This is a genomic window from Citrobacter sp. KTE151, from assembly GCF_000398845.1.
Taxonomy (GTDB): domain Bacteria; phylum Pseudomonadota; class Gammaproteobacteria; order Enterobacterales; family Enterobacteriaceae; genus Citrobacter; species Citrobacter braakii.
The window spans coordinates 79,025-104,016 of the sequence record NZ_KB976063.1 but is presented as its reverse complement, the minus strand read 5'-3'; the positions used below and the strand labels follow the sequence as shown (position 1 = coordinate 104,016).

The following is a 24,992-nucleotide window of genomic DNA, read 5'->3' as shown; positions in this document are numbered from 1 at the left end:
CCTGCGTTTGCAGTGTATCGCTGGCTTTAGCCGCGATATCGCGGGCAGCGTTAATCTGGCTGGCGGCATCCTGGCTGATGTTTTTCGCGGTAAGCGTTGCATCGCGTCCGGCGGTCAGCTTTTCACCGGCGTGCGAAATCGTGCCACTGGCGGTCAGTACAAGGTCGCCGTCGCTGTTCAGCGAGCCGTTGCTCAGGGCAATGTCACCCTGGCTGCTCAGCGACATAGTGCCGCCGGCTTTATGATCCCCCGTCAGAGTGAGGCTTTCACCTTTGGCGGACAGCGCCCCGCTGGCGAGGCTGTTGTGCACGGTGATTTTGCCACTGGCATCGAGGGTGATGTCGCCCTGGCGGGCATTCAGATCACCGAGGTTAACCCCGACGCCTTTCTCGCTGGACACCAGATGAATGCGGTTGGCATACATCCCGCCCAGCGCGCCGGTATCCACCGCCACCGTGGGAGCGTTGCCTTCGCCCTGCTGCGCCTGCACGCTGCCGTCTGTGCCAACACGGTTGGCCCCGGCAACCACTTTTAAATCCTTAGCATGAATGGCGGCGTTCACTTCCGTTGCGCGGGAAATGATCGACAGCGCATCGCTGCTGCTGGCATCAAGGCCTTGCCCCTCGATGGTGATGCTGCCTTTTTTCACGTCCAGCGCCTGTAAATTGCCGCTGGCGTCCAGGACAGGTTTCCCGGTGGTCAGGGTGGCCTGTGGGGTGTTGATAAAACCGCAGCCGTTACAGGTGATGCCGTACGGGTTGGCGACCATCACGTTCGCCGCTTTACCCGCCACTTCTGTATAGCCCTGAAGCTGTGAACGGTTGCCGCCGGTCACTTCGTTGATGATGCCCTTCGCTTCCTTGCCCGCCTTCAGGTTAGCGTTGCCGCTAATCAGCCCGCCAAGCTGCGTCTGATTAAGCTTGTCCGTAGCGTTATTGAGGATCAGCCCCTCTTTGCCGACGTTGTAATCCTTAAACTGGTTGTGCGAAATCCCGGCCCCGTTCGGCGTGGCAATATTCACGACCGGCACGCCGTTCGCCGCTTTGTCCGTGGAGGTATTGCCCGTTGGCGTCAGCGTGGCGGCAACGGCGGGCAGCAAGGGCTGCGTGGCGATTAAACCGCTCACCAGGTAGCTGAGCAGACGGTAAGTTAAGCGAACGGGAGGCTGATTCATGACGATAATCCCTTAAAACGCGACGGCAACGCGGTAGTAAACAGTGACGTGATCCGGGCCGAGCCAGTCCGGGTAAACGAGAGGCAGCCCAACGGTGAACGAGCTGGAAACGTGGCCACTGGCGGTACTGAGCCCGGCGGCCGAGCCCCAGAGGGTGCCAGCGGAATAGCGATCCAGCCTGTCGGAGTGCAGCCAGCCGCCGTCGAGGGCCGCCAGCGCGCTAACCTGGCCGATGACCGGCAGCGTGAACAGGGTATAGCTGAGCTCGTTTCGCCAGTAGGCGCCGTTATCGCCGGAAATGGTTTGCTCTTTAAACCCGCGCACCGAGCTTTCGCCGCCGATGGTCATACGTTCGCTGCCGTAGAGGCGGTCCGGCGACCACTGCCCGTAGGCGCTCGCCAGCCACCATAGGTTTTCAGCCACCGGGCGCTGGAAGCTGGCGTTGAGGCTCCATTTGCGGAACTGCGCTTTTGGTAGATCGCCGTTTTTGCTGCCGTCGCTTTCAGCACCGAGCCACGGCATACCGCGGCTGAAGGTCGGGTTAAAGGTTGCCACGCCGCCGAACATCTTCTGAGTGTGATTCAGGCCAAACAGCAGGCTGGTGAGTTTACGGCTGCTGCTTTCCAGCAGAACATCGTCGAGGTAGTTATGGTTGATACGATGGCTCAATCCTAGGGAGACGCCGGTTTTGATATCACCATTGCGGAACAGCACGTGCGACAGATTCACGCGGTGCGTTTCGGTATCGCCGCTTGAGCGCCAGATGTAGCCGTTGTTATCAATGGTGCTGAGATAGTTGTTCCAGCTGTAGCTGTAGTCCAGCAGGCTGTAGCCGTAAGGCACGCTGACGCCCGCAGCAAAATTTTGTGCATCTTTAGCATTCGAAAATGCGCTGCTGCGCCCGCCGCTGACGAACCAGCTGTCGGCAAGACCCAGCAAGTTGTTACCGGTCAGCCCGCCGTTAATTTGCCCGACGCCCGTGCTTTTTTGCCCGCTGTTGTCAAAGCTGGCTGATGCAAAAAGCGGGAATTCCGGCGTGGCGGTCAGATGCACCACAGACCAGCCCTGCTTATCAGCAGGCAATATTTCAATCTGAACGGGCGTGGTACGCGTGCGGTTAATTTGCTCCATGCCCTGTTCAATATCACGCAGGTTAAGAACTTTGCCCTGAAGGCCCGGGAAGGCCATTTTCAGCTCGCGCTCTGGCGCACCGTCCATGATAATTTTCTGCAGACGACCTTCAAGAACAACCAAATGTAGTTCGCCATGGCTCAGATCCTGTTCAACCAGAAACGCACGACTGGTGATATACCCACGGCTGATGTACCAGTCTGAGACTGCATTGGTAAGCTGCTGAATCCGGTCCATATCAAGGCATCGGCCTTGCCAGGAGGCGAACAACATCTGTTGCTGACGCTGATTAATCAGGGATGAGCCATCAAGAACAACCCGATTAATGGTAAAACAGGGACCGTTCGTCGCCTCCGGAGCGGAGGGTAACGTTGTTCGTGGAAGTGGAACCGCGCGATCCAGTGATTCACGCTGCTGCTGGTTCTGACGCAGTAACTGCTGCTGTTGTTGTTCGATACTGTCGCGATCTGCCGGAGATAAAAATGCAGCCCAGGTAGTCTGACTGAATGCCAGCAACATCATTGCCGGATACAAAAGTTTCATCCGTGTTCTCGTTATTATTAATTTTGCTGTAAAAATATAAGAATTACTGTCAGGTTTTGTATGAATTAAAACACGAGTAGCACAAAATGTGAACACGTACCGGCGACGGAATGTGGATTTTAGGAATATCCCTATATTAAAAATACAGAAGATATGTTTAAAAGGAGAGCGCCGTTGTTTGTCAAACATCAATTCAAGACCGCTTTACCGGGACACAGGGGAAAAGATATTTTTCAGCAACCAGCTTATTCATCCCGCAGCACAGCCCTGGTACGTTAATACGCCACTATCTGCGACTCGGGTCCTTTCAATCACCTGACATTTTGTTGCTGATAGCGGCAGCCCCCGCCTTCATGCTGCTCACGAATGGCGTAATGCAGGCCCCGAACACCAGGGATATCGCCCGGAATACGCCCGTTGCCAGCCAGGTTCAAATCAGCACGCGCGAACTGCAGACCTTGCCCGGCAAAATGGTGCTACAGTTACGTGAACCCGGAGCGTCATTTACCTCCAGCCACGCCGTCCGGGACTGGCTGCGCCTGCAGCTTGCCACACTGGAGCGTGAAGAGTTTACTGCGCTCTTCCTCGATAACCAGCACCGGCTGATTGCGCACGAAACTCTCTTCACCGCCACCATCAACCATACGCAGGTCCATCCACGGGTGGTGGTGAAGGCTGCACTGAAATATAACGCTGCTGCCATGCTTGTAGCGCACTGCCATCCTTCAGGGCACGCAGAGCCCAGCGATTCAGACAGACGGATTACAGAACGTCTTAAGCAGGCGCTGGATCTGGTTGATATTCGCCTTCTAGATCATCTGGTTGTTGGCGGGATGGAGATCGTCTCGCTCGCTGAACGCGGCTGGCTGTAATGAGCAGTAAGCGTTATCCTGAAGAGTTTAAAATTGAAACAGTCAAACAGGTTGTTGATCGTGGCCATTCTGTTTCCAGTGTCGCAACACGTCTGGATATCACTACCCACATTCTTTATGCCTGGATAAAGAAGTACGGGCCGGACTCTTCCACCAACAAAGAGCACTCAGATGCTCAGACCGAGATCCGCCGACTCCAGAAGGAGCTGAAGCGGGTTACTGACGAAAGGGACATATTAAAAAAGCCGCGGCGTACTTCGCAAAGCTGTCCGACTGAGGTACGCCTTTATCCGTGACAACTCCTGTTGTTGGCCCGTTCGTCTACTCTGCCGGATTCTGAATGTTCATCCGAGTGGGTTTTACACCTGGCTTCAGCAGCCGCATTCACTACGGCTTCAGGCGGATCTCAGACTGACAGGACAAATCAAACAGTTCTGGCTGGAGTCCGGTTGCGTTTATGGCTATCGAAAAATCCATCTCGACCTGCGAGATAGCGGGCAACAATGTGGGATTAACCGGGTCTGGCGGCTGATGAAGCATGCCGGGATAAAGGCTCAGGTCGGATATCGACGCCCACGAGCGCGTAAAGGTGAAGTCAGTATCGTGACACCCAACAGGCTCCAGCGACAGTTCAACCCGGAAGCACCGGATGAACGTTAGGCAACGGACATAACTTACATCCAAACCCACGAAGGCTGGCTGTATCTGGCCGTAGTTGTTGACCTGTTCTCGCGCAAAGTTATCGGCTGGTCAATGCAACCCCGGATGACAAAAGATATTGTTCTGAATGCGCTTTTGATGGCCGTGTGGCGACGTAATCCCCAAAAACAGGTGTTGGTTCATTCTGACCAAGGTTGTCAGTACACAAGCCATGAGTGGCAGTCGTTCCTGAAATCACACGGTCTGGAGGGCAGTATGAGCCGTCGTGGTAACTGTCACGACAACGCAGTTGCAGAAAGCTTTTTCCAGCTACTGAAGCGTGAACGGATAAAGAAAAAGATCTACGGAACGCGTGAAGAAGCCCGTAGCGATATTTTTGATTACATCGAAATGTTTTATAAAAGTAAGCGTCGGCATGGTTCGAGTGATCAGATGCCACCGACGGAATATGAAAAACAATATTATCAACGGCTCGGAAGTGTCTAGATTATCCGTGGCGATTCACACACATACAGTTACATGAAATGAAAAAACGAGATAACTAAGAGAGAGATTTTAACGTAACATATTGATTTTAATGGTGCGATAATAGGAACAAAAAACAACAATAACATACTGAAATTGAAAAGCTTTCTTCATTCAGTTTATTATTATGCCCCCAAATATGCCCCCACTCAATCCATGCTTTAATGGTAGGGGCATAGCTTATTTAGGTTTATTTTTCTGCTCAAGTGTCAGCCAAACCTTAATATTACAGCGTATAAGTATCAGGCAATTCAGGAGGAAGAGGACAGTCAAAAGAGCAAGGTACATACAAAAAAGAGCTGTATATGAGTTATCATAAAAACCAAGTGTAAACTGTATAACAGCTGTAATAATCGATAACCATATCGAAACGTTAAGGAAGACTGATAGAACATTCAAAGGAGCATAGTATTCAGATGCCTTAATCATATCATCAGTAAAATTTCTAATCTGTTGACTTTTAAAATCTATATAATTATTTTTATATGCATCTGAATCAAAAAGTTTATCTTTAAGATTTACTATTACAAAAGTGTGCAATGACAACAAAAAAGACCCAACAGAAATGAATCCTGAAAAAAGATATCCTCTTATTTTTGATTCATAATAATTAAAGAAAGTAGTATCTTTCTCCAAGGTAATACTGAATCCATATTTATAATGCAGAAATGCAATGCCACCCACTAGAATTAGTGATAAAATAAAAATCCCCAACATTTGTTTAAAAATACTGGCCATAGGGAACTGAGCTATATATCTAATTAAAGAGCGCACGATACTCCCCCTCATTTATTTCCCTTTTCAGCTCGACAAGTATCTCATTTTCATGGAAATTTTCCACCGTTAAGCCATCAATCCTATGAGCTAAATCTTCGAACTCACACTCTCCTAATCTTTTAGGACAATTTAAAATAGAAATAGTTCGCTCTATATCATCACTATCTACAGTACTAACGCTTCCTTTTTTAAAGCCTACATTACCTGCAAGCTCAACGACGCCTTGGGTTAGCCTATCAATATTAGATTGTTCAGAGTCCGTTATATTAAAAGATACTTTAACTTCGCGCGAACTTCTTTGCAGTGCAACTGCATGCCCAACAGCGAATTGCTGAGCATCGAACAACATTTCTATTTTCTTAACCTTAGCATATTCAGCTAGTACAGTAGGTATATCTCTATTATCTATTAAAATAGATGTAGAAAGTCTTCCTGCATATTCCTTTTTACCCTTAGCCTCAGCTTTTTCACGACCCAAAGCCAAATTATCAGCAATATAATTGGAAATTTTATCTGCTTTCAAAGCATTGAATTTATTACGCAACAAAGCAAACAAAACATGTATACTGCAAGAGTTATGATAGTACTCGTAAAGACCTTTCAACGAACTTTTCTTAACAACAAAAAAATTAAAATCAATCAATTTTTCATCATCAAGAATATCAGCCGTATGAATAGTAAATTGTCCATCCTGAAATCTTGCTCTACAATCTCTTCGCTGATCCTTAAAGGATAATACGACGCCTGAAAAAAATACATCATCTTCATGGAAAAGGAAAAATCGCTCCCCTCCCTCAAACCCCATTCTTTCTCCATTAAATGGGATCAAATAATTTATAAAATCGGAAAAGCGAATTGTTTTATTTTTATTAGTTAAAGAAATTCCAATTCGTCTGACTTTCATCTTAAATCCTTTTTACTGTGTGGAAACCATCAAGCTAATAGTTTCAATGGTAAATTAGTAACATTATTATTCAATGTGACAGCCTGAGATTACTTCAAACTTAGCCGGATTTGAAGTTTTTTCCAGAGTCCTTGAAGAAGACAAAAAGAAGCGAAGTGACATAATTAAACTTGTAGCCCACGTTTAAAGCAAACTCTAAGGCCTCAGAACAATTACAGGCCTCTCAAAACAAAATACGCTCCCCTCCACCAAGCCCAACTTGATAGGCTCTCTCACCACACACGAAGCCAAGAAAAATAAACGAGCGCATACAAAAATCGCACTACACCGCACCCGCCTACGGTTTTCATATCACTAAAATTTTTCAGTTGTGATTTTTTACAAACGATACCGCCAGCCCGCGCCCGTTCTGGGGATGCTCTGCGAGACAGGAACTGAAAAGAATGAAAAGAAATTCAGCTTTTTTCAGTTTTACTGTCCGTCGCATTTGTGGCCTGAATACGTAACACTATGATATTAAATGGATAATTTATTTTAGGTGTGTAATTTTATGGAGGTTCGTGAAACACGAAAAATATAACAATATGAAAAATAATAATTTTATGTCCGCATAAACTGAAATCCTGTGTTCAGGTTCCGGGAACGGATCGGCCATTCCCGACGCATACTTTACCCATTCTTTTGCGCAGCCAGCAGCAACTTTAAAGCCTTTTCCCGTTCCTCGGGTGGAATGGCATCAATTAGCTCTTTAACCCTTCCCTGCCCGTTCAGCGCGCTTGGACTAACGGAATGGGAGAAAGCAACATTCATCACAAACGAGTGACCGCACTCCACATTAGAGCAATAGCAGTACACATCGTACAGTTGTGGGTGTTTCCTGTTTGTTTTACCTATCCGCGCTACTGCCTGACATGTGGGGCAGTACATTCTCATCATCTTCATCGTTCTGTGCCCTATACTGTTGCCCGCCAGAAGAAGGGATTTGGATCCCTACCTCTTGTTCTGAACGTGTAACACTGGTAACACGTGTAACGCTATTGATTTAAAAGGATTTAATCTGTTACCAGTTAGCAAAATCAAGAGGTAACACGTGGTAACACACCATTTTTTGTTACCAGTGTTACCAGTCAGTATTTTTGACTGGTAACACTGAAGAACCGCATCAGTAACGGGTGTTACCTCTGTTACCAGTGTTACCTCATAAAAATAAGACTCACGCGATAATTACTCAGGTTCGGCGCTTCCCAGTACCTGTGTATTGAACTGGTACACACGTTTAAGCCCTATTTCTGGCAGGCGAATGCTGTTTTGCGTCCGGCCATCTTCACCGGGTTTCAGCCAGCCCGCGTCCACACACAACCTCGCCACCTTACGCGAATCAAATCCCTTACAGATCTCCTTCCAGCCTGACGGAAGAACGTAGAACGTCACAACCGGCTCTGTCACGTTGTCTCCTTTATCGACTTTTCTGAATCCCATCATGGAAACAGGCCGGTTCCTGTCGTCATTCCAGTCAGCAAACCGACTGAACTGATTACGCGTCATGAAGTCCCGTACCTGTTCAAGTGCCGCTTTATCTTCCTGATTAGCTGTATGGCCCCGGTCAGCCATCCATGCAGCCAGACAACGTTGAGCGGCACGAAAGGCCTCTCCCTCCGGCCATCCTGTGATGCCCGCTTTTGTGGCCAGTTCCCCGGCCATCGCAACCAGAGCAAAACGGGTAACAGCCCGGCCAACCTGATTCCCGGCATTTTCCGGCGTCAGCCTTCGGGTGTACTCTTTCAATAAGGCTTTCGCCTGACTGGTCAGTTCCGGCAGATCAGCGGTCAGGCAATGCAGCCAGTCGCGGAATGGTGCACCATGATAATGCGCTACGTGCTGCTCAAGATGCTCAGCCAGGGTTTTTCCGCTACTGAAGCCATGAAGTTCTTCAAACACGCCATATTTGCCTGAATCACTTGGGATCTGGATCATTCTGACCTCAACCCCGGCATACGTACGTTCCCCGGCGCTTGCCGCATGTTCCACCAGTGACAGTTCCCCGGTAGACAGAAACAACAGATTCCAGCGGTTGGTTTCCCTTACCGAACCATCTGTTCTGGCTCTGGCTTTGCCCTGCCCGTTAGCCAGCATATAAGCGATATTCCCCGCCTCCCTGCCGTCAACCTCCCGGATTTCATCCAGCATCAGCGTGGCATCATTGCGGCGGCTCGCCGTTCCTTCTAAAGCATTCCCCGTCGCCCGCCACGTATGCCAGAAATCTGTTCCACCACATACTGATGCAGCCACTTTCATCGTCGTGGTTTTACCGTCTGTTGATTCCCCTTTGAGGTGATAACCTCCACCGCCGATACCAACCAGTTTCAGAAGGGGGGCAGCAAATGCCAGACTCACCGCAAAGGCCAGACGGGCATTCTTTATGCAGTAACGGCCTATATTTTCGCGCCAGTCCTCTGATGTACCGCTGACACGAAAATCACGCCCCTGCACACTCGATGTTTGTAAGATGACTGACTGGGCTTCGCGCCCTATCACTTCATCCTGGAGAACGTAAACCCCGCCGTGCCAGCCCGTTTTATTCACACAGGTTACTTTTCTGTCCGGTTTACACAGCGAGATATATTCCATCAGAAATGCTCTGGCCATGCCGTTAATGTTGATGTACGAAAGTCCGTTAACCAGCAGAACGCGGCGCAGCTCTTCCCCGCTGCCACCCAGCATCTCCATCGGCATTGCCCATTTACGGCTGTTTCCGTTGGTATCTTCCCATTCCAGCAAACGCCCGTAATTACTCCCATCAGCATCACTGGTGATTGCCGTCACCCGCAGCGGACTGCAAATTTTGATATTACGTATCTCCGTATCGCCATCAGACTTATTAACCAGCTTGTCGTACCACAAATATTCTTTTGTCAGCCGGAACCCTTCTGGTAAACGGGTCTGCCCTTTACCATGCAGCGTCATTTCTTCCCGAAAGGCATCTCTCGCCCGTTCTTTCCCCACTTCCTGCCGATAATCATCCCAGTCAGCCTTATGGCGTACCGGAGGGAGCGTTACCCAGCCATCCACCGCTTTGGCGGCTTTCTCTGCCTGAATACGCCCGGTGTTTTCTTTCCCGTCAGCCAGATCATTATCTCCGGCCAGAATGATCCGGGTTTCCGGCCAGCGTTTTCGGATCTGCTCCGTCACCTTAAGTAAATTGGTGGCAGCGACAGCTGCCACGATCCATCCTTCAGTCAGCAGACTGACGGTAAGCGCCGTGGCAAAACCCTCAGTGATAATCACCTGTTCAGGTGTTTCAGCGGGTATATCGGTCAGGGCAATGAATGCACCAGACAGCTGGCTACCTGGCAGCAGACTTTTATCCCCGTCAGGATTGATAAGCTGACCACCGGTAATATTCCCGGAGATATCCGTCAACGGCAGCAGTAATGAACCGGAGGAAAATGTTATTCCGGCCAGATTCAAAGGCTGTGACAGCAAGGGAAGTGAATACCCGTGTAAGCCCTTGTTTGTCAGATAAACCGGTTCACCATTGCAGGACTGCTGTCTGAGTCTGGTATATCGCTCCGCGCCCGCTTCTTTTCCTGCGGCCTTTTTCCTGGCGGGCAAAGCGGGCTTCTCCTGTATTTCTGGTAATGCAAGCGTCTCAGATACCATCCCGGCGACTTCTTTTATCTTTCTTCCTGTCACCAGACGAACCAGATCAAGACCATCGCCATGACCGCACTGATTACAAAACCACGTCCCACGCCCCGCTTTATCGTCCAGCCGAAAGCGATCTTTGCCACCACAGGCAGGGCAAGCCCCATGATGTCCTGCGGACGGTACTTTGATACCTAATGCTGACAGGATATAAGGCCAGCGCCCAATTGCAGCCCCGGAAATCGTGGATACAGACGGTGTTTTCACAGCAGCACCTCCTGACCTTCCGGCTTCACAAATTCAAAACCTTCGGGTAGTTCGCCATCAGGTGCACCGAAAATAATATCCCGGTAAACCTCACGCATCTCTGTGACACCAAAAACTGACAGGCGAATATTTTCTGACATAAAGCCCGGTTTAAGCATTTTTTCCAGTTTCTCTGCGGCCAGTATGCAACCTGCATCAGCCCCAAACTCATTCACCCACGGCATTTCAATATGGTAAATAATATTACTCACCACTTTTTCGTGGGTGAGTTCTATTCGTTCGTCATCTTCAATATAAACAGGTTCATTATGAACACGTTCCATTAAGGAAATGAATGCATCAGCAATGTAATACCGTAAGACTGCTGTTCGTAAAGCATGCGCCTTTAAATTTTGATTATTATTCATCGCGCATCACTCCCTTAATTGTGCTGGTTTCCTTAACAACGCCATCCAGTTGTTCGGCAATACAGGCCACTAAAGCCGCAGCGCCTTCTGCTGAAACAGTTCTCGCCCCATTCACTGTGGGAACGGACAGAACCTCTGCAAGGAACTCACTGGCCAGTGCCGCCCGTAACAGACGACTCTCCCCCAGTTCACTCAATATGCAGCCTTGCTTAAAATTCATGGATTTCATGCAACCACCTCCCCGGCGTTTTTCACAGGGATACGGGCAGCAAAGCTCAGGATAAATTCAGTGGCAAGTTTAAGGCGTGCAGCATGCTCACAGTCTGCGATTACACGCACAGGACGTGGACGGGCATCACGGTCTGTACGGCGGACAGCCAGAAAGACAAAGGTAAATTCAGGGTGAGATAAAGCAGGGACTGTAGCCATAATGGCAACCTCCGTTAGATAGCGGGTAACGCTACCACCGGAGTTTCCACGCTCATGGGTGGTAGCCCAGACGGGGGTGGAAATACCGGCTCTAACGGATACCGGCCTGACCGAGGTCAGCCCCGCCTGAGCCACCATTACACGATAGCTACAGCAGTAAAGAAACCGCTGTACAGGTAACAGGTGCACAAAGGCAAAGACACAAAAAAAGACGCATGGCGCGTCTGGTGTCGCCGTTAGATTACTCGGGTTTCCACGCCCGGCTGCCGATTTTGCGGCAACCTTTAAACTATATCCCGCGTATTCCTGGTGAGGCAAGAAATTTATAACCGAAAACTGATCATTGCCTGGATTAATTAACGCTGGCATGCTTAAGCCTCTGCTTAAAAATAGTTCTTCATTTTTCCTGATGATGTTAACGAGACCCGCCTCTGAGCGGGTCTTTCTGTTGCTAAGTCAATCCGCAAACGTCAGGGCGCCCTCATCGACAGCCGCGTACAGTTCAGGTTCACCGAGTGCATAGCCTTCATTGCGCAGGTAGGAATGCACGTATTCGCTGTTTTCATCATCAAACTCAGCACGGAACCAGCGTGTTATCGCCTGGGTGTAAATGTGCAGATTATCCAGCGTCGTTACTGCCAGACGCTTACCCGGCATAAACGGGGGAATAAACGCAAAGCGGCCAGCAACAGAACTTGTAGCCATCTGTGCGGCATTCACATCAGCCGGGCGGTCTGCAGCATTAAATAACTTCAGGCGTTGATGTGCTGCCAGCTCTGCCCCAACCAGTACAACCAGACGGGGATCTTCACGAAACTGCTCAGCAATAAGCTCAGTAATCAGATGGTTGGCCAGAGCATCAATATTTTTCCAGGTGCCAGTCTCTCCCAGAGTGACAGGCTCAGAGATGATTTGCTTCCCGTTCCCGTAGGCTTTCGCCAGTGCATGCCAGCCAATATTGACATCCTCGCCTTTTTTATTGATTTCCGGGTTTGTAGTATTTGCAATCGACACACCGTTGAAACCGACCCGCAGCATGTCCAGCGCATATGCCTGGGAAAAAAAGCTCTCAACCGTTTTCTCAAACTCATCCGGCACGCCGGTATGGTAAATATGAGACATATCGGAATAGCTGATCCGGGCGCAGGTATCCGTCTCTGTCAGAAAGAACTCCGTACCATTGATTGCCATTTTTTTGTGGAAACGGCCACCATCCACACGTCCGGTATGCAGTTCACTGGCACCAATATTGACGGCATTACCTGACACGGCGTTAACATCACGTAGGGTGATATTTTTAATAAGCCACCCGGATTCCAGAATTGAGGTACGCAGTATATTTTCAGTAGGTTCGCTTAATGCAAAGCGTCTGTTTGATTCCTCCTGATAGTTAGTACCAGTGACGAATTTATTATGATAACGACGTGCTGCGTCCGGCCTTTCAGTTTTGAAGGCATACATAGTTTTTCACCTTTTTTAGTATTTAAGAAAAGATTTTATTTTTGTACTCAGTAACCCGATTGTATTTCATTACATGCTCAACATAATCCCGGTCACTAACGACTGAACGTAATACATAATTATCTGCTCGATAGTACTCCCTGTAAGCTATAGCTCTTGCCATTCCACCGTTATTTAATACATAACGATCAGTTGGAACGCTACAACGGCTAATAATTTCATTCACAGAATCAGACAAAGATTTGAGTGCATCTGTAATAAATTTAATATCACGAACAACGTCACCGTCATTAAACACAGAAATAAAATCAGCAGGGATCTGGCCGGATTGAGGAAATATGCTCAGTAAACGCTTCTCAACTCCCTTACCAATGTAGTTAACTTCATCGGCCAGTACGCCCGGTAAAAGCTTGATTGTGCTCAGTCGGCTATGTTGCTCATTCAGCCGGGAAACAGCCAGATGGTAACACCGTTCAGCATCCGCTCGTTCAGCATGCCCCGTTTTATTCGTTTTAGCTTCAGCAATGCTACTGACGCCGTTTTTTGAGAATGTGCTTTTCCATGCAACTTCCGCATTTGTCACTTCACGCTGCCTGAAAGATAACTCTTCCTCTTCCTGACGACACAACTGGGCATAACGGCTCAGGAGCAGGTTGATCTCATTCGCCACAGCTTCCGTATCAGGTACTGTTAACCCCGTAAGTGAATACAGCTTTTCACCTTTAGCGCGCAGCTTATTCAATGAAAATATTTCAATAATTCGCACAATACATGCAGTGTCGCTATGAGTTTCTTTAAACGGACTTACTTTATAGTTTCCTAACACGGAAACATATTCATTCTTAATTGGAAGGGATATGTATTGACTCCCCGCTGGCTGTAGACGGTAATTCATATAAACTCCTCATAAATGCTTCTAATACTAATGTTTTTACTCTGAAGAATGACTATCACGCCAAGCATAGTAGTCACCAGCACGCCATCGGGACATACGACCTAACTTGATTGGTTTAGGAAAACGTCCCAGAGAAATCAGTTTATAAATCCATTTATCAGTAAAAAGACAATCAGATGTAATGAATTTCATATCAATGAGCGAGTCAGCAGAAGGACGATTATCAGTAAACCCCATAATGAGTTCCTCTCTATGTATCAATCTATATCAACGAAGAGGATTAAAACATCGTTCAAAAATATAAAAAAGGCGAGTAAGAAAAATCTCCTTACTCGCCAAAATTGTTAATTTTTTGTAAATGATGGTTTCTTGAATATAGATGATATTAGTTTGCTAATAATTGGGTGTGATAGCGGAGGCTCTTTTTTATCAGGCCAAAATTCCTCAGCCCGACTAAAGATAAGGTCAGCAAGGGCTGCTGCATTTTCCTTTCGGTATGCCATATCCTCTTTATAAAGATATAATGCTACACTTAGAATCTCATTTCTCTTGGTAGCATGTCTTTCTTGCTGTGCAATTGATAACGATTTATATTTATCATTAGAAACATCATCATTTAATATTAGATGCAATTTCTTTACATCTTCCCGCTCCAGGTACGCATCTCCCTCATATCCAAACCCATCATCATTTTTCCAGTCAATTTGAATATATTTGACCATTTCAGAATAGGTGGTACCAGCAGGAGATAACAATGATGGGTACTCCGGGAACTGCCCCTCATAAAAAACGAAATCACTTTTAACTTTTGGTGGCATTTGGAAATAGCCTTTTGTACTCGCCAGCACTAGTTTTTTATCTTTTTTAACTTCGTTAATCTTAATCAAACTAAACTCAGATATATAACTGAAACCATCTTTGTCTTTTTTCAAAGAGTTTATATTCTGAAAAAAGGAGTCCACATCTCTTACTTTATGCTTTGAAAAAGACCATCGCCCACACATTCTTAGCGACAATGGAATGTCTTTTTCATCCGCAATATAAATAACATCTTGCTCATCGCAGCCCAATATTTTAGCGGTCTCACTGATGCTATAATGAGTTCGATGAAGCTTGAGAGTATTATTTGCCATTACTCAAGACTCCGTTCCACCAATAAAATCACTGTACCATTGCATCATTTCCCGACGCCCCTCAAGATACTGAGCATGATTGTATATCCCGCGAATAGCATTTTTATCCAAATGTGCAAGCTGGGTTTCAATCCATGCACTATTGAAGCCTTTTTCATGCAAAATAGTGCTCATTGTGTGTCTGAAGCCATGGCCAGTAACACGGCCAGCATATCCAATACGCTTAAAGACCTGATTAATACTGGCCTCACTCATGCACTTACTTGGATCGTTACGCCCAGGAAACATCAAAGGATAGTTTCCAGTCAGTTCTTTTAAGGTTTCAAGATGGACTAATGCTTGATTTGAAAGCGGCACAATATGAGCACGTCGCATTTTCATACGTTCTTTGGGAATCTCCCACACCGCATTATCAAAATCCACCTCACGCCACTCACCTGCTCTTAGCTCTCCTGTTCTTAGACCCGTCAGGATAAGTAAATGTGCCCCCAGCAATACAATTGGGCTTCCTGAATAAGCGTTAAGGGCAGTAAAGAACTCCGGCAGCTCGTTGGCTTTGAGGAATGGATAGTGGACTGCTTCATGTCCTTGCATCGCACTGGCAAGATCCGGTGCAGGATTGTAGATTGCTCTACCCGTTACGATGGCATAGCGGAAAACTTCACCGCATCGCTGACGGACTTTCTTCGCTTTCTCCATAGCGCCTCGTGCTTCTATCAACCTCAGTACTTCAAGTAGTTCTAGGGGCTGAATATCGGCTATAGGTCTGTGTCCAATATGCGGGAAAATGTCTTTCTCAAACGCCTCAATGATGTCTGAAGCATAGCCCTCAGACCATTTGGGAGATTTCATTTTGTGCCACTCTAACGCCACTTCTCTGAATGGGTTAAGTGTCTCGATCGCTGCGTTTAAAGCATGCTTCTTTGCTTTTTTCACTTCGCCAGGATCTTCACCTGCTGCGAGTAGTTTCTTTGCGTCTTCGCGTTTTTGTCTGGCATCTGCGAGGGTGACTGTTGGATAGACACCAAAGGACAAGCGCTTCTCTTTACCAGCAAAACGGTACTTCATACGCCAGTAACGCGAGCCATTAGGTTCAACCTGAAGGTACAGGCCACCTCCATCAGATAGCTTATAGCTCTTCTCTTTTCCTTTAGCGGCTTCAACCTTGCGGGCATTCAGCATCATTGGGGGCACATTTCCTAGACCGAACAGAACATGCCCCCGATTGTGCCCCCAATTGTATGTTGATTTCAAGAGATAGGGGTTGACGTCAAATGACGAAAAATCGCGTAATGTCTATGTTTTTAAAGGGTTTTGTTGATTTGAGTTGACTTGGAAATACTAAGGGATGGTGCCGATAATAGGAGTCGAACCTACGACCTTCGCATTACGAATGCGCTGCTCTACCAACTGAGCTATATCGGCCCTGAAAAGGACATGTCCACGACTGTGAGCACGGGGTAGAAGGTTAAAACTAACCGGGCGATGCGTCAATGGCCTTGCGAATCAAACGCCTATTTTTGCATCATCCGGTTTCAATTACGCACGAATCGTGTCGTTACAGGCATGCTTATACGCGGTCGGGTATTACTATAACCAGCGGCGAACGTGTTGTTCATAGCGCTCCCACTCCAGCCCGAAATGTTTTCGCAGTTGTTCCTCTTCAAAATCAATATGTAATCTGGCAACCGCCAGCATAAACACCGGTACAGCCAATACTCCAGTCAGGCTACCGATGCAAAGAGCAAAGGCCAACTGGATTCCACTCATACCAAGGTAGATCGGGTTGCGGCTCCAGGCATAACATCCGCCGGTAACAAGCGTGGTCGATTTATGTGCATGCAGCGGATTCAGGGTCGTACGTTTCATCCGCATCTGCCACGCGGTATGCAATATCACCAACAGACTGACGCCGGCCAGCAATGCGCATATCACGATATTCACCCCGCCGAATGTGAAACGCGGACTCGCCGTCAGCACATCCACAACGAGAAAAAGTACTAAGATAAGAGGCGGCGGAAACCAGACTCTTAATTTTGTCAGGAAATGACGCATGGCCAGGAACTCACCTTGGAATCGGTTTAATTAACGCTGATACCGCTATAAATACCCCGTATTAGATACATAAACAAACGATGCCTCACTCACAACAGGCTATCGCCTTCACCAGACAGGCGGGAGTTATCGTACTCACCTCGACAAAAATACCTGCATCAGAGGCATCCGCCCCTGATGTTCCCGAAAGGCTTTACGTTGAGAAAGTAGAATCCGACGCTGATTCAAAAAAATTTACAGACTGCTTGTAATAACGCATAAAATCATCAAACGTCACTGGCGGTAAAAATTGATAACCCTGTAGGTAATCAACATTATTTTTCCCCAACCATTGCTGCTGATAGCCATATTCAACGCCCTCCGCCACCATGCGTAACCCCAGGAGTCCGGAAAGGTGAATGATTGACTCGAGCATAGGGATATGTTGCTCAACTTCTTTAATAGCTTTGATAAACGTTTTATCAATTTTTATAACATCCAGGTCTAACTCATTGAGATAACAAAGGTTAGCGTATCCCGTCCCAAAATCATCTAAAGCAAACAGAACCCCTCTGTTTCGCAACGATCGTATCAGCTCTTTGATTGCAGGAGTAATAGTGAGAGTCTGGTTTTCAGTTATTTCAATCATCAATTTTATCGGTAGCCTTTGCGTTATTTCCATAAAATTAAGACACTCCCAATAAAAGACGGGGTTACTTAAACCTGATGGACTCACATTAAAAGAGACGAATAAAGTTTTATTGAAATCCTCGCTTCCGTCGACCAGATTACGCGCGACGGTGTTCATTAAATAGCTCGTTAACTCATTCATTAAGCCACTTTTTTCAGCCAGCGGTATAAACTCACGCTGAGAAATAGCATAATTATGCCCCTGTGGCCAACGAGCCAAAACCTCAACACCACAGACGTCTCCGTTGATATTTACGATGGGTTGAAAATAAGGAATAATTTCTTCATTCCTTATTGCCATACTCAGTCGACCAGAATCTGAGAGATCATATGCTTCGCCGTATATTACATTTTCACCAGAATGACTATTCGTCGGGGAACTTTCATGCAATAGATTATTCCTGGTTAAAAAAATGATAGTTTCATTAAAATGAGTAAATCCCAGACGAGCGGTAATTCGTTCCCGATATCGATACACTGACTTAATTGTTATCGAGTTAGCAATACAAAAATCGTGCAGTTTTTCCTTTGTGAAAGATGCATACAGCATTTCCTCTTCAAACTCAGTCAAATGAAACGTAAACATCGTTGAACCTTTAGTGACTTCCACAACCTCATTGGGTGCCATTAGATTGGCTCTCAACTGAGAAATCAGTTGATCCGATAATTCCCGTCCATTAATGAATGCATACTCCTCGTACCCCCGATTAACAGAACGGGTTTCATTCATCCGAAGAACAATACAGTTTATATTGATAAACTGCGTGCTATTTCTCTGAAACCACTTCCTGACCAGGAATAAAGGTAACCGGTTATCGATCACCAGTAAACAGGATGGGCACCGTGGAATAATTGACTGTGAACCAGAAATAAATGTCCGCGCATCGACTAACACCAGATTTGGCAACCACGCTTTTATCCCTGAGAAAAGAAAAATATCATAACTGAGCAGAAAAACCTTTTTCGTATTCATAGTTACCACCAACTTAAATTTATGGCATAGCAGGTCCCTCGTTTTATACACGAGAGAATATACAACACCTTTAGCCTCCAACAATTACAATGCGGTTCGCGAATTAACTTTATCCGTAAGTCATATCACGTAGTTTCAGAATTTATAATCACGATTATCCATATGAGTATTACCATTAAATGTTAAGGCCATTTTAAATATTGAAAAAGGAAAACTCCTAATTCTTCACCAGTACAAATCCTTTTACTTATTTTCACTGCAAGACAAAACAAAAAACCACAAACACTAGCAACGACAAAATATAAATCCACTAAAACCATAAGAATAACACATTATAGCTACTCATGCTGCCCGACAAACCATTAGCGTACGTCGCAGATCTCTGATCGCATAGATATTTTCGGTGATATGGATGACCTTATAATAGAAAATATCCTGTCGCGACATGAGTTGTTCGGTAACGTCATCAGGAACATTGTCATTTTTATTTTTAACAATAGCTACACGACGAGTCTGTAGGTAACCATCACGATCTTTACCAATAAAATTCAGGACAACATTACGATCTACAGCATAATATTTACCCTGAATATTGAGACTTCCTACCTGAGATACCCGCCCTTCGGTAGCAGAAGAAATACGAAAAACCAGCAGAACTTCACCTTCAATTTTTACACCCTGAGTTTGCGCCTCCAGATGCAGGTAATTTTTGGCTGAGCAGGTCAGCGTCTCAGGTTCTTGATGGCGATATAAAAAATATGCTGTTATCGCTGCAAGAAAGATTGCCCCACTAATAAACAAAATTTTCACATTCACGGGCAACCCCTCCTTTCTCTAAGGTACAAATCCCCAGGAAATTCTCTCTAAGATCATTGTCGGCTGATAAATTATTATCATCATAAAAAACAATTGTTTTCTTGCCATCATGACAAGCCGCATTTACTTTTCGCCACATATCAGAAGATAAAAATGCTTTCGTTTTACCAGCATTATTGTCATCGGCAGTATAAAGTTCACAATCACCTATTGCCCTGATATAGATGAAATTTTTGGAGCTTGAATTAAGAGCTAAAAATATAAAAATAGCGCTACCAAGAAATGCAAATAATAAAATGAGCAAAATAATATTTTTACGTTTTGGTCTTACGGATGAGTTTACCGTCTTAGTTACCGAACGCACGGGTTCATCTACACAGGAAGATGACGATTCATCGCTGATCGAAGCATGGAACAAAAATCCCTGCCGGGGCAGCGTTTCAATGGGATTACCCGCCCCCAGCTCACTAAATGCTTTTCGCAAAATACTGATACTTTTATTAAGGCTATGACCCGATGGGGCCATGCCATGCTTTTTCCACACTTCTTCAATGATAAACTCGCGGTGGACTTGTTGATTTTTATGGGCAATGAATAGCTCAAGTAGTCTCGCGGTAGACGCCGAAAGAATTATTGTCGTATCGCGATGTTTCAGGCTTTTTCTGGTGGAATCATACTCAACCTGATCATTAATTATACTTTTCATACTACCTGACTCTTAAATACCGTGATGTTGAGTACAAATGACCAAAGTTTCATCTGTGCCGAGCTGATTACTGCATTGTATAAAGACAGTTACAGTATAGGTTCGATATCTAACCATGACATATCGGATCAGACTTAATACTTACTATTGATTGAGTTTGAAGCACCCCTGACCTACTGGTATGTATTTCTGCAATGCAACGATAAATTTTCGGTTTTTTGATTTCAATTCGCTACTACGCCAGGTTTCACCCGGCAACACATAACGCATGGTGGCGTCATCATCGGTGGAGTTGCACCCCAGGTGTACGATGATTTTAAAAAAAGTATTCCCGGTGTTTTTCAGTGTTCCGTTTGCCTCATCAATGGTGTAGGCCAGATTCATTTCTCTCGGGCGAACAACCAATATGGTGTCCATAGCGATCACCGGGAGAGCCTGCCCACCTTTCCCTTGATTACGCTCGGTAAACAGCGTTATCGGCATTTCACGAAACAGAATTCGGTAATAGCGTTCTTTATCATCCTGCGGTCCACGGTAGAAAATCTTAAAAAACTCACTCGCCTGCGGAGCCAGTGAAAAATTCAGTGGCGTAAACAGAAGTTCGCCTTCAGCAATGGGACTTCTGTTTTCACCTCCCGGTCCCGGCTTATCAATTTTTACTGCGCCAATACTGTACAAATTCTGTTTCTGGCTATCGTTATAGATCCGTTTGCTGATAAATGATTTATCCGATGGCATCTCATAAATGGTCGACTCCAGGTAGACAGCCTGTGCGGAGAATACAGTCAGCCCGGAAAGTAATATAAATACCCATCTAAGCACCAAACGGCAGCGGTTCATGGCGTCACTCCCACCCAATTCGCCGTGACTTTTATCTCTCCACTGGCACTGACGACACCTTCCCAATCTGTACCGGAAACAGTTAACATCGAACGTGAATCGTTCATTGGGAAAAGCAATTTCAAATCAGTAGCATAGTAGCTACCATCATCATTGTTATTTGCGTCCCAGGGCGTCTGTTGCCACTGCGCATCGCTCATATTAATTGCTGCTTCACTACAGCTATTTCGTTTCTGTACCACGCCCCCCGACTGACTGTTGTACTGCAGAAAGGCGGGGATTGGGACTGACAGCCCGCCTTGAGGGGAGGTAAACAGACAGTAAGGCACACTGTTTATCGTCGTACTTTCCCCGATAACTTGCGCGGTAATGCTATCAGCCTGACGAGGACCGGAGACTGTCACGGTGTAATCCATTTCTATAGGAGCGGCGTCGCCAATCGTGCCACTGCCGCTCGCAGAAGCGGTGTTGTCTGAAGAGACGATACTGATCCCATACTCCTTCGGCACAATATTGAGCTGTAGCGAAGGCGTAAACTGGTAGTGCCCTGACTCTGGTGTTAAGCCATTATAAAAACCGAAGGTAAACGGTTGACTGTTAGTAATGCTGATTCCTGAATCGACGAGATTTTTCAGGAATGCTTTTGACAGAAAAATATATATGTACTCTCCAGAGGTCGTGAAAACGTTGTAATAAGCAGTTGAAGTACCATAGTTATACCAGTTTGAACCATTCCCGGAGTATCTCACGGTGGCCGGTCCAGGCGTAAAACCAAGCATCGCCGTGTCGACATAAGCGCGAAACGTCAGGGAGGCGGTCAGATTGGCGGTTTGTTGCAGGTTATAACTCACCATTTTGCAAATCACGCCGTCAGCGCCGCCCACCACGCCAAGCTCACAATAACCAGAGTCTTTGGTGATGCTCGGCGTACCGTCGCTGGCAACCCAAAGCTCCTGAAATGCATTAGTCGATACAAGTGACAGATGACCGCGTTTGGTTAACGTATAATTGACGTAATTCCATAATCCTGTTGATTGATCTTTACAGCGTTGCCCGGAAGAATAATCATAATTCACGGAAGTATAACAACGGTTGAACACATAGGTTTCGCTGCTACCGGTAGGCACATTGCGAAAGTACTCATAGGCAGTATCCGTCAGGGAAGCGAATCCGTAGGCGCCACCAATAACGCCCGCGACAGATCCTACCTGCGCATGATAAAAACCGTTATTGTCAGTGCCTTGCCCGGCAATAAACCCAGTTGATGGACACTGGCTGCCGCTATAACAACGGATCCCCCGAAAAGGGCCGTTAATCGGGGAATTATCAATCCACATGTCCTGATAATAATTTCCTGGCGCAGTCCAGCCGACAAAACCTAAATACCCGAGACTCACCTGAGAAGTACCGTATTTTATCCACGTGTTTGACCCGCTGAAACGCGGATCGAGTGCCGAGGGGGTAATAAAGTATTCACTATCAATGGCATTTTCAATAAACAAATAGTTATTACTGACTGAGCCGGAAGATATTGCATTCAAAGCCAACGCAGGCGCAGGCGCAAAACTCCCCACGGCACAGATTACAGTAGCTAATTTAATTAATACTTTCATTTTATTACCTCTGCGCCATCGTGGTTTGCGTGGCACATTTCACATCACCAACCCACGCTGCGCCGCGTGCTTTTTCCAAATCGAGATCGGCTTCGCATAGGCTGCCATTGGCTGAAATTAACGTGATGACCGGATATTTCTTATCGATATCGATAGCAAACTCCCCTTTTTCATCCGTACGCGTTTTACCGATGTGATTATGAATATCGGTGTTTGCAGCCAACTGCCCATCGGGATAACGAATGCGCCCGAATACGGTGACCATACTTTTCACTTCAGGGTTGATAACACCCACGTTACCCGGATATAGCGTCAGTTCCTGTTTGCGCCCTGAAACAATATCAAAGCTGTCTTCAGAGTTTTTATCATTGAGGATCTCCAGCTTGTACTGAGCATAAGGCGGCAGTGCAATGAAATTTGATTTACCGCTGAGAAGATAATTTCGGTTATTAATCTTCGCAGCCAGTTTCCCTTCGTCGGTCAAATCGGTTTTCACAATAATGCCTGACCTTTGCCTCTCTTTACTCAGACCGAAATCTTTTCCTGCCCACGCCAGGGAACCTTGAGAAGAGAAGTTCATATTGGTGGAGTTGTCCGCGGAACGCGTTACCGATACGGTGCCAGCGTTATATTTCGTGTCATAACTCAGATTGCCGTTTACCGAATAATTATTGTCGTAATACTGCTCGCCACTCAGGCGTGTCGAAGCCGATAATCCGACCGATTTAATGGGGCCTTCAGCATACTGCTTGCGCGCGCTGAGATTACCCTGAGTGCTGCCATAGCGATCCCGGGAGACGCCCATGCTCAACCAGGACGCCAACGGCAACGATAAATCCAGGCTGACATAACGTTCCTGTCGCCCATCGTCATTCCGGTTATTGTAGTAATAACGCTGAATACCTGCGCGCAGCCCAACCGTGGCATACCTGCCTGAATAAAGGGTCGTGCTGTAGTCCAGGTTACGGTATTTATTTCCCGAGTAGCGATTCTCCGTCTGACTCACGGTAAGCGAGCCGCCATGAGGAATAAACTTCCCGAGGTTAAGAGTGCCACCAATGGAATAATTGTCACGCTCCTGCATGGGCAGACGGTTGCCAATTTTACTGTCTTCACGAGATGCCCAAAGGGAACCATATCCCTCGGGGACATTGAGATTGATATTACTGATGTTTCGCCATGACGAATCATTCGCTACCAGCGTCTGATTGCCAATGCTTACGTATTCATTCACATTGAGCGTGACATCCGTTTCATTAACCGCATTGTTGCCAAAACCGTAGAGCGTAGATTTCAGGCCCAGCCCCGACAATATCGCCAGCGTCACCGATGCGGCACCGCCGGCAATCCAGGTCTGCTCATTGCCTAAATCCTGATAGTGGTTTCGCTTATAACTCACACGGTCATAATCCAGTGAGCCACCAAACAGTTGCCATGAGAGCTGATCAATTCCGGCTGCCTGTTGGCGGGCAAAGATTTTATTAACCCGACTGATACGACTATTAATTGTCCGGCCATTGACCACGATATCTACCGTGACATCATAAACACCATACGGAAAACGACTGGTATCAATTTCATAACTGCCCATATTAAAGTTCTGTACGCTGAGCAAACGCCCGTCCCTGAATACATGAACCTCGCCAGCGGCTGGCAAAAATACGGTAATTGGCGTGAGCGAAAGCGAGGTATTCTCAACAACCGTACTTCCTTTGTTTCCGTAGCTTACGCCGTAAATTTTCCCACCATTCAGCGCATTCAGGCTGGCAATAGACTGGACATTCCAGGTGTCGAGCATCCCGAGCGCCAGTCGATACCCGTCATAATCACGCTCATACATCGCGCGATAGAGTTTACTGGTGCTGTTGCTGTCGCCTATGCCGTAAAACGAACCGTTAATGTTGACATGGTGTTCACGCAGCGATGTTGTATTGTCCATCGTCAGATAGCTGCGGGTACTGCTGCCGTTATGATAATCGTTGTAGTAGGTGCCAAAGTTATAGTTCAGGACGTTAGAGAGAGTCTCCACGCTGGAAGGTCCAAGCAGGCTGCTGCGTGCGACAATCGCTTCAGTTAACGCATCTTTGCTGACAATCATCTCCAGGTGAAATGAGGAGACGTTGAGTTGCAGGCGTGCATCATTCGATAGCTCGATGTTGGTGTTATCGTGAAACTTCACATCACGAATTTTTTCCACCAACGCGCGGGTTTTTCCAGATAACACGGCATTATTGGGCAATTCAGCAAGAGTCAGGGCTTTAACGGTAATATTGCCATCAACAAGGGAAATCACCGCATCGGCAACTTTTTGCTGACTTTTCTCGTCAGTCTCGTTGTAACGAATATATACCGGCACCGTCATTCCCTGCTCCAGTGAACGGGCGAAAGCGCTGGGGATAACATAATTACCCACTTTTACTGGGGCTGCATGTGAAAATCCTGGTGTCAGCGCAATAAAAAGACAAATGCTACCGCCGACAATATTTGTTGTTGTCAT

At 46.6% G+C, this 24,992-nt stretch carries 21 protein-coding genes, 1 tRNA gene and 2 pseudogenes; 2 read left to right on the top strand and 22 right to left on the bottom strand.

From position 1 onward, the window contains the following. Nucleotides 1-367 precede the first annotated feature (367 nt). Nucleotides 368-1,174 (bottom strand): annotated as a pseudogene (locus WC7_RS27295) (filamentous hemagglutinin N-terminal domain-containing protein); the annotation flags it as partial. Between the two features lie 12 nt (nt 1,175-1,186). After that, nucleotides 1,187-2,848: a ShlB/FhaC/HecB family hemolysin secretion/activation protein gene (locus WC7_RS20640; protein WP_016151890.1), complete on the bottom strand. Its 1,662-nt coding sequence runs from the start codon at nt 2,846-2,848 to the stop codon at nt 1,187-1,189. 470 nt (nt 2,849-3,318) lie between these two features. Here WC7_RS20640 and radC point away from each other — a divergent pair, with 470 nt between their 5' ends. Continuing rightward, a complete protein-coding gene (radC, locus tag WC7_RS20645; RefSeq protein WP_155849782.1) occupies nt 3,319-3,720 on the top strand; it encodes a RadC family protein in 402 nt (133 codons plus the stop codon). Continuing rightward, nucleotides 3,720-4,866, top strand: a pseudogene (locus WC7_RS0124325) (IS3 family transposase). Before radC ends, WC7_RS0124325 begins: the two are co-directional and overlap by 1 nt. Before the next feature lie 219 nt (nt 4,867-5,085). Here the strand turns inward: WC7_RS0124325 and WC7_RS20655 are convergent. The 20 genes from WC7_RS20655 to WC7_RS20750 all read right to left on the bottom strand — a co-directional run bounded on the left by WC7_RS20655 (nt 5,086) and on the right by WC7_RS20750 (nt 24,992). Continuing rightward, nucleotides 5,086-5,679, bottom strand: coding sequence for a hypothetical protein (locus tag WC7_RS20655; RefSeq protein ID WP_155849774.1), 594 nt, complete (start codon nt 5,677-5,679; stop codon nt 5,086-5,088). Further along, nucleotides 5,663-6,586, bottom strand: a complete 924-nt coding sequence (locus tag WC7_RS20660) for a hypothetical protein (RefSeq protein WP_000868384.1) — start codon at nt 6,584-6,586, stop codon at nt 5,663-5,665. The genes WC7_RS20655 and WC7_RS20660 overlap by 17 nt, the downstream gene beginning before the upstream one ends. Nucleotides 6,587-7,255: 669 nt before the next feature. After that, complete coding sequence (locus tag WC7_RS20665) at nt 7,256-7,528, bottom strand: Ogr/Delta-like zinc finger protein (RefSeq protein ID WP_000783295.1); 273 nt, start codon at nt 7,526-7,528, stop codon at nt 7,256-7,258. A 282-nt stretch (nt 7,529-7,810) separates the two neighbouring features. Further along, nucleotides 7,811-10,498, bottom strand: a complete 2,688-nt coding sequence (locus tag WC7_RS20670) for a DUF927 domain-containing protein (protein ID WP_016151884.1) — start codon at nt 10,496-10,498, stop codon at nt 7,811-7,813. Beyond that, on the bottom strand, nt 10,495-10,905 hold the full coding sequence (locus tag WC7_RS20675) for a hypothetical protein (protein ID WP_016151883.1): 411 nt from the start codon (nt 10,903-10,905) through the stop codon (nt 10,495-10,497). The genes WC7_RS20670 and WC7_RS20675 overlap by 4 nt, the downstream gene beginning before the upstream one ends. After that, nucleotides 10,898-11,134, bottom strand: a complete 237-nt coding sequence (locus WC7_RS20680) for a hypothetical protein (RefSeq protein WP_003838756.1) — start codon at nt 11,132-11,134, stop codon at nt 10,898-10,900. The genes WC7_RS20675 and WC7_RS20680 overlap by 8 nt, the downstream gene beginning before the upstream one ends. Beyond that, entirely contained in the window at nt 11,131-11,703 is a 573-nt protein-coding gene (locus WC7_RS20685; protein WP_016151882.1) for a host cell division inhibitor Icd-like protein, read from the bottom strand. The genes WC7_RS20680 and WC7_RS20685 overlap by 4 nt, the downstream gene beginning before the upstream one ends. A gap of 87 nt (nt 11,704-11,790) precedes the next feature. After that, the gene (locus tag WC7_RS20690; protein WP_016151881.1) at nt 11,791-12,795 is read right to left on the bottom strand and encodes a P2 family phage major capsid protein; all 1,005 of its coding nucleotides are present in this window, start codon (nt 12,793-12,795) and stop codon (nt 11,791-11,793) included. 22 nt (nt 12,796-12,817) lie between these two features. Then, the gene (locus tag WC7_RS20695; RefSeq protein ID WP_016151880.1) at nt 12,818-13,690 is read right to left on the bottom strand and encodes a hypothetical protein; all 873 of its coding nucleotides are present in this window, start codon (nt 13,688-13,690) and stop codon (nt 12,818-12,820) included. Between the two features lie 36 nt (nt 13,691-13,726). Further along, complete coding sequence (locus WC7_RS20700) at nt 13,727-13,927, bottom strand: helix-turn-helix transcriptional regulator (RefSeq protein WP_000507057.1); 201 nt, start codon at nt 13,925-13,927, stop codon at nt 13,727-13,729. A 107-nt stretch (nt 13,928-14,034) separates the two neighbouring features. Next, nucleotides 14,035-14,823: a hypothetical protein gene (locus WC7_RS20705; RefSeq protein WP_016151879.1), complete on the bottom strand. Its 789-nt coding sequence runs from the start codon at nt 14,821-14,823 to the stop codon at nt 14,035-14,037. Between the two features lie 3 nt (nt 14,824-14,826). Continuing rightward, nucleotides 14,827-16,008 carry a tyrosine-type recombinase/integrase gene (locus WC7_RS20710; protein WP_003838768.1) on the bottom strand — a complete coding sequence of 394 codons (1,182 nt, stop codon included), beginning with the start codon at nt 16,006-16,008 and terminating at the stop codon, nt 14,827-14,829. A 164-nt stretch (nt 16,009-16,172) separates the two neighbouring features. Then, nucleotides 16,173-16,248: transfer RNA gene (locus tag WC7_RS20715), tRNA-Thr, on the bottom strand. Nucleotides 16,249-16,413: 165 nt separating this feature from the next. After that, the gene (locus WC7_RS20720) at nt 16,414-16,878 is read right to left on the bottom strand and encodes a methyltransferase family protein (protein ID WP_016151878.1); all 465 of its coding nucleotides are present in this window, start codon (nt 16,876-16,878) and stop codon (nt 16,414-16,416) included. Nucleotides 16,879-17,071: 193 nt separating this feature from the next. After that, nucleotides 17,072-18,520, bottom strand: a complete 1,449-nt coding sequence (locus tag WC7_RS20725) for an EAL domain-containing protein (protein ID WP_016151877.1) — start codon at nt 18,518-18,520, stop codon at nt 17,072-17,074. Nucleotides 18,521-18,862: 342 nt separating this feature from the next. After that, a complete protein-coding gene (locus tag WC7_RS20730; protein ID WP_016151876.1) occupies nt 18,863-19,336 on the bottom strand; it encodes a hypothetical protein in 474 nt (157 codons plus the stop codon). Then, nucleotides 19,311-20,042: a winged helix-turn-helix domain-containing protein gene (locus WC7_RS20735; protein WP_016151875.1), complete on the bottom strand. Its 732-nt coding sequence runs from the start codon at nt 20,040-20,042 to the stop codon at nt 19,311-19,313. Before WC7_RS20735 ends, WC7_RS20730 begins: the two co-directional genes overlap by 26 nt. Before the next feature lie 144 nt (nt 20,043-20,186). Continuing rightward, nucleotides 20,187-20,882, bottom strand: a complete 696-nt coding sequence (locus WC7_RS20740; RefSeq protein ID WP_016151874.1) for a fimbrial biogenesis chaperone — start codon at nt 20,880-20,882, stop codon at nt 20,187-20,189. Next, complete coding sequence (locus WC7_RS20745; protein ID WP_016151873.1) at nt 20,879-22,495, bottom strand: hypothetical protein; 1,617 nt, start codon at nt 22,493-22,495, stop codon at nt 20,879-20,881. Before WC7_RS20745 ends, WC7_RS20740 begins: the two co-directional genes overlap by 4 nt. A gap of 4 nt (nt 22,496-22,499) precedes the next feature. Continuing rightward, nucleotides 22,500-24,992: a CS1-pili formation C-terminal domain-containing protein gene (locus tag WC7_RS20750; protein WP_016151872.1), complete on the bottom strand. Its 2,493-nt coding sequence runs from the start codon at nt 24,990-24,992 to the stop codon at nt 22,500-22,502.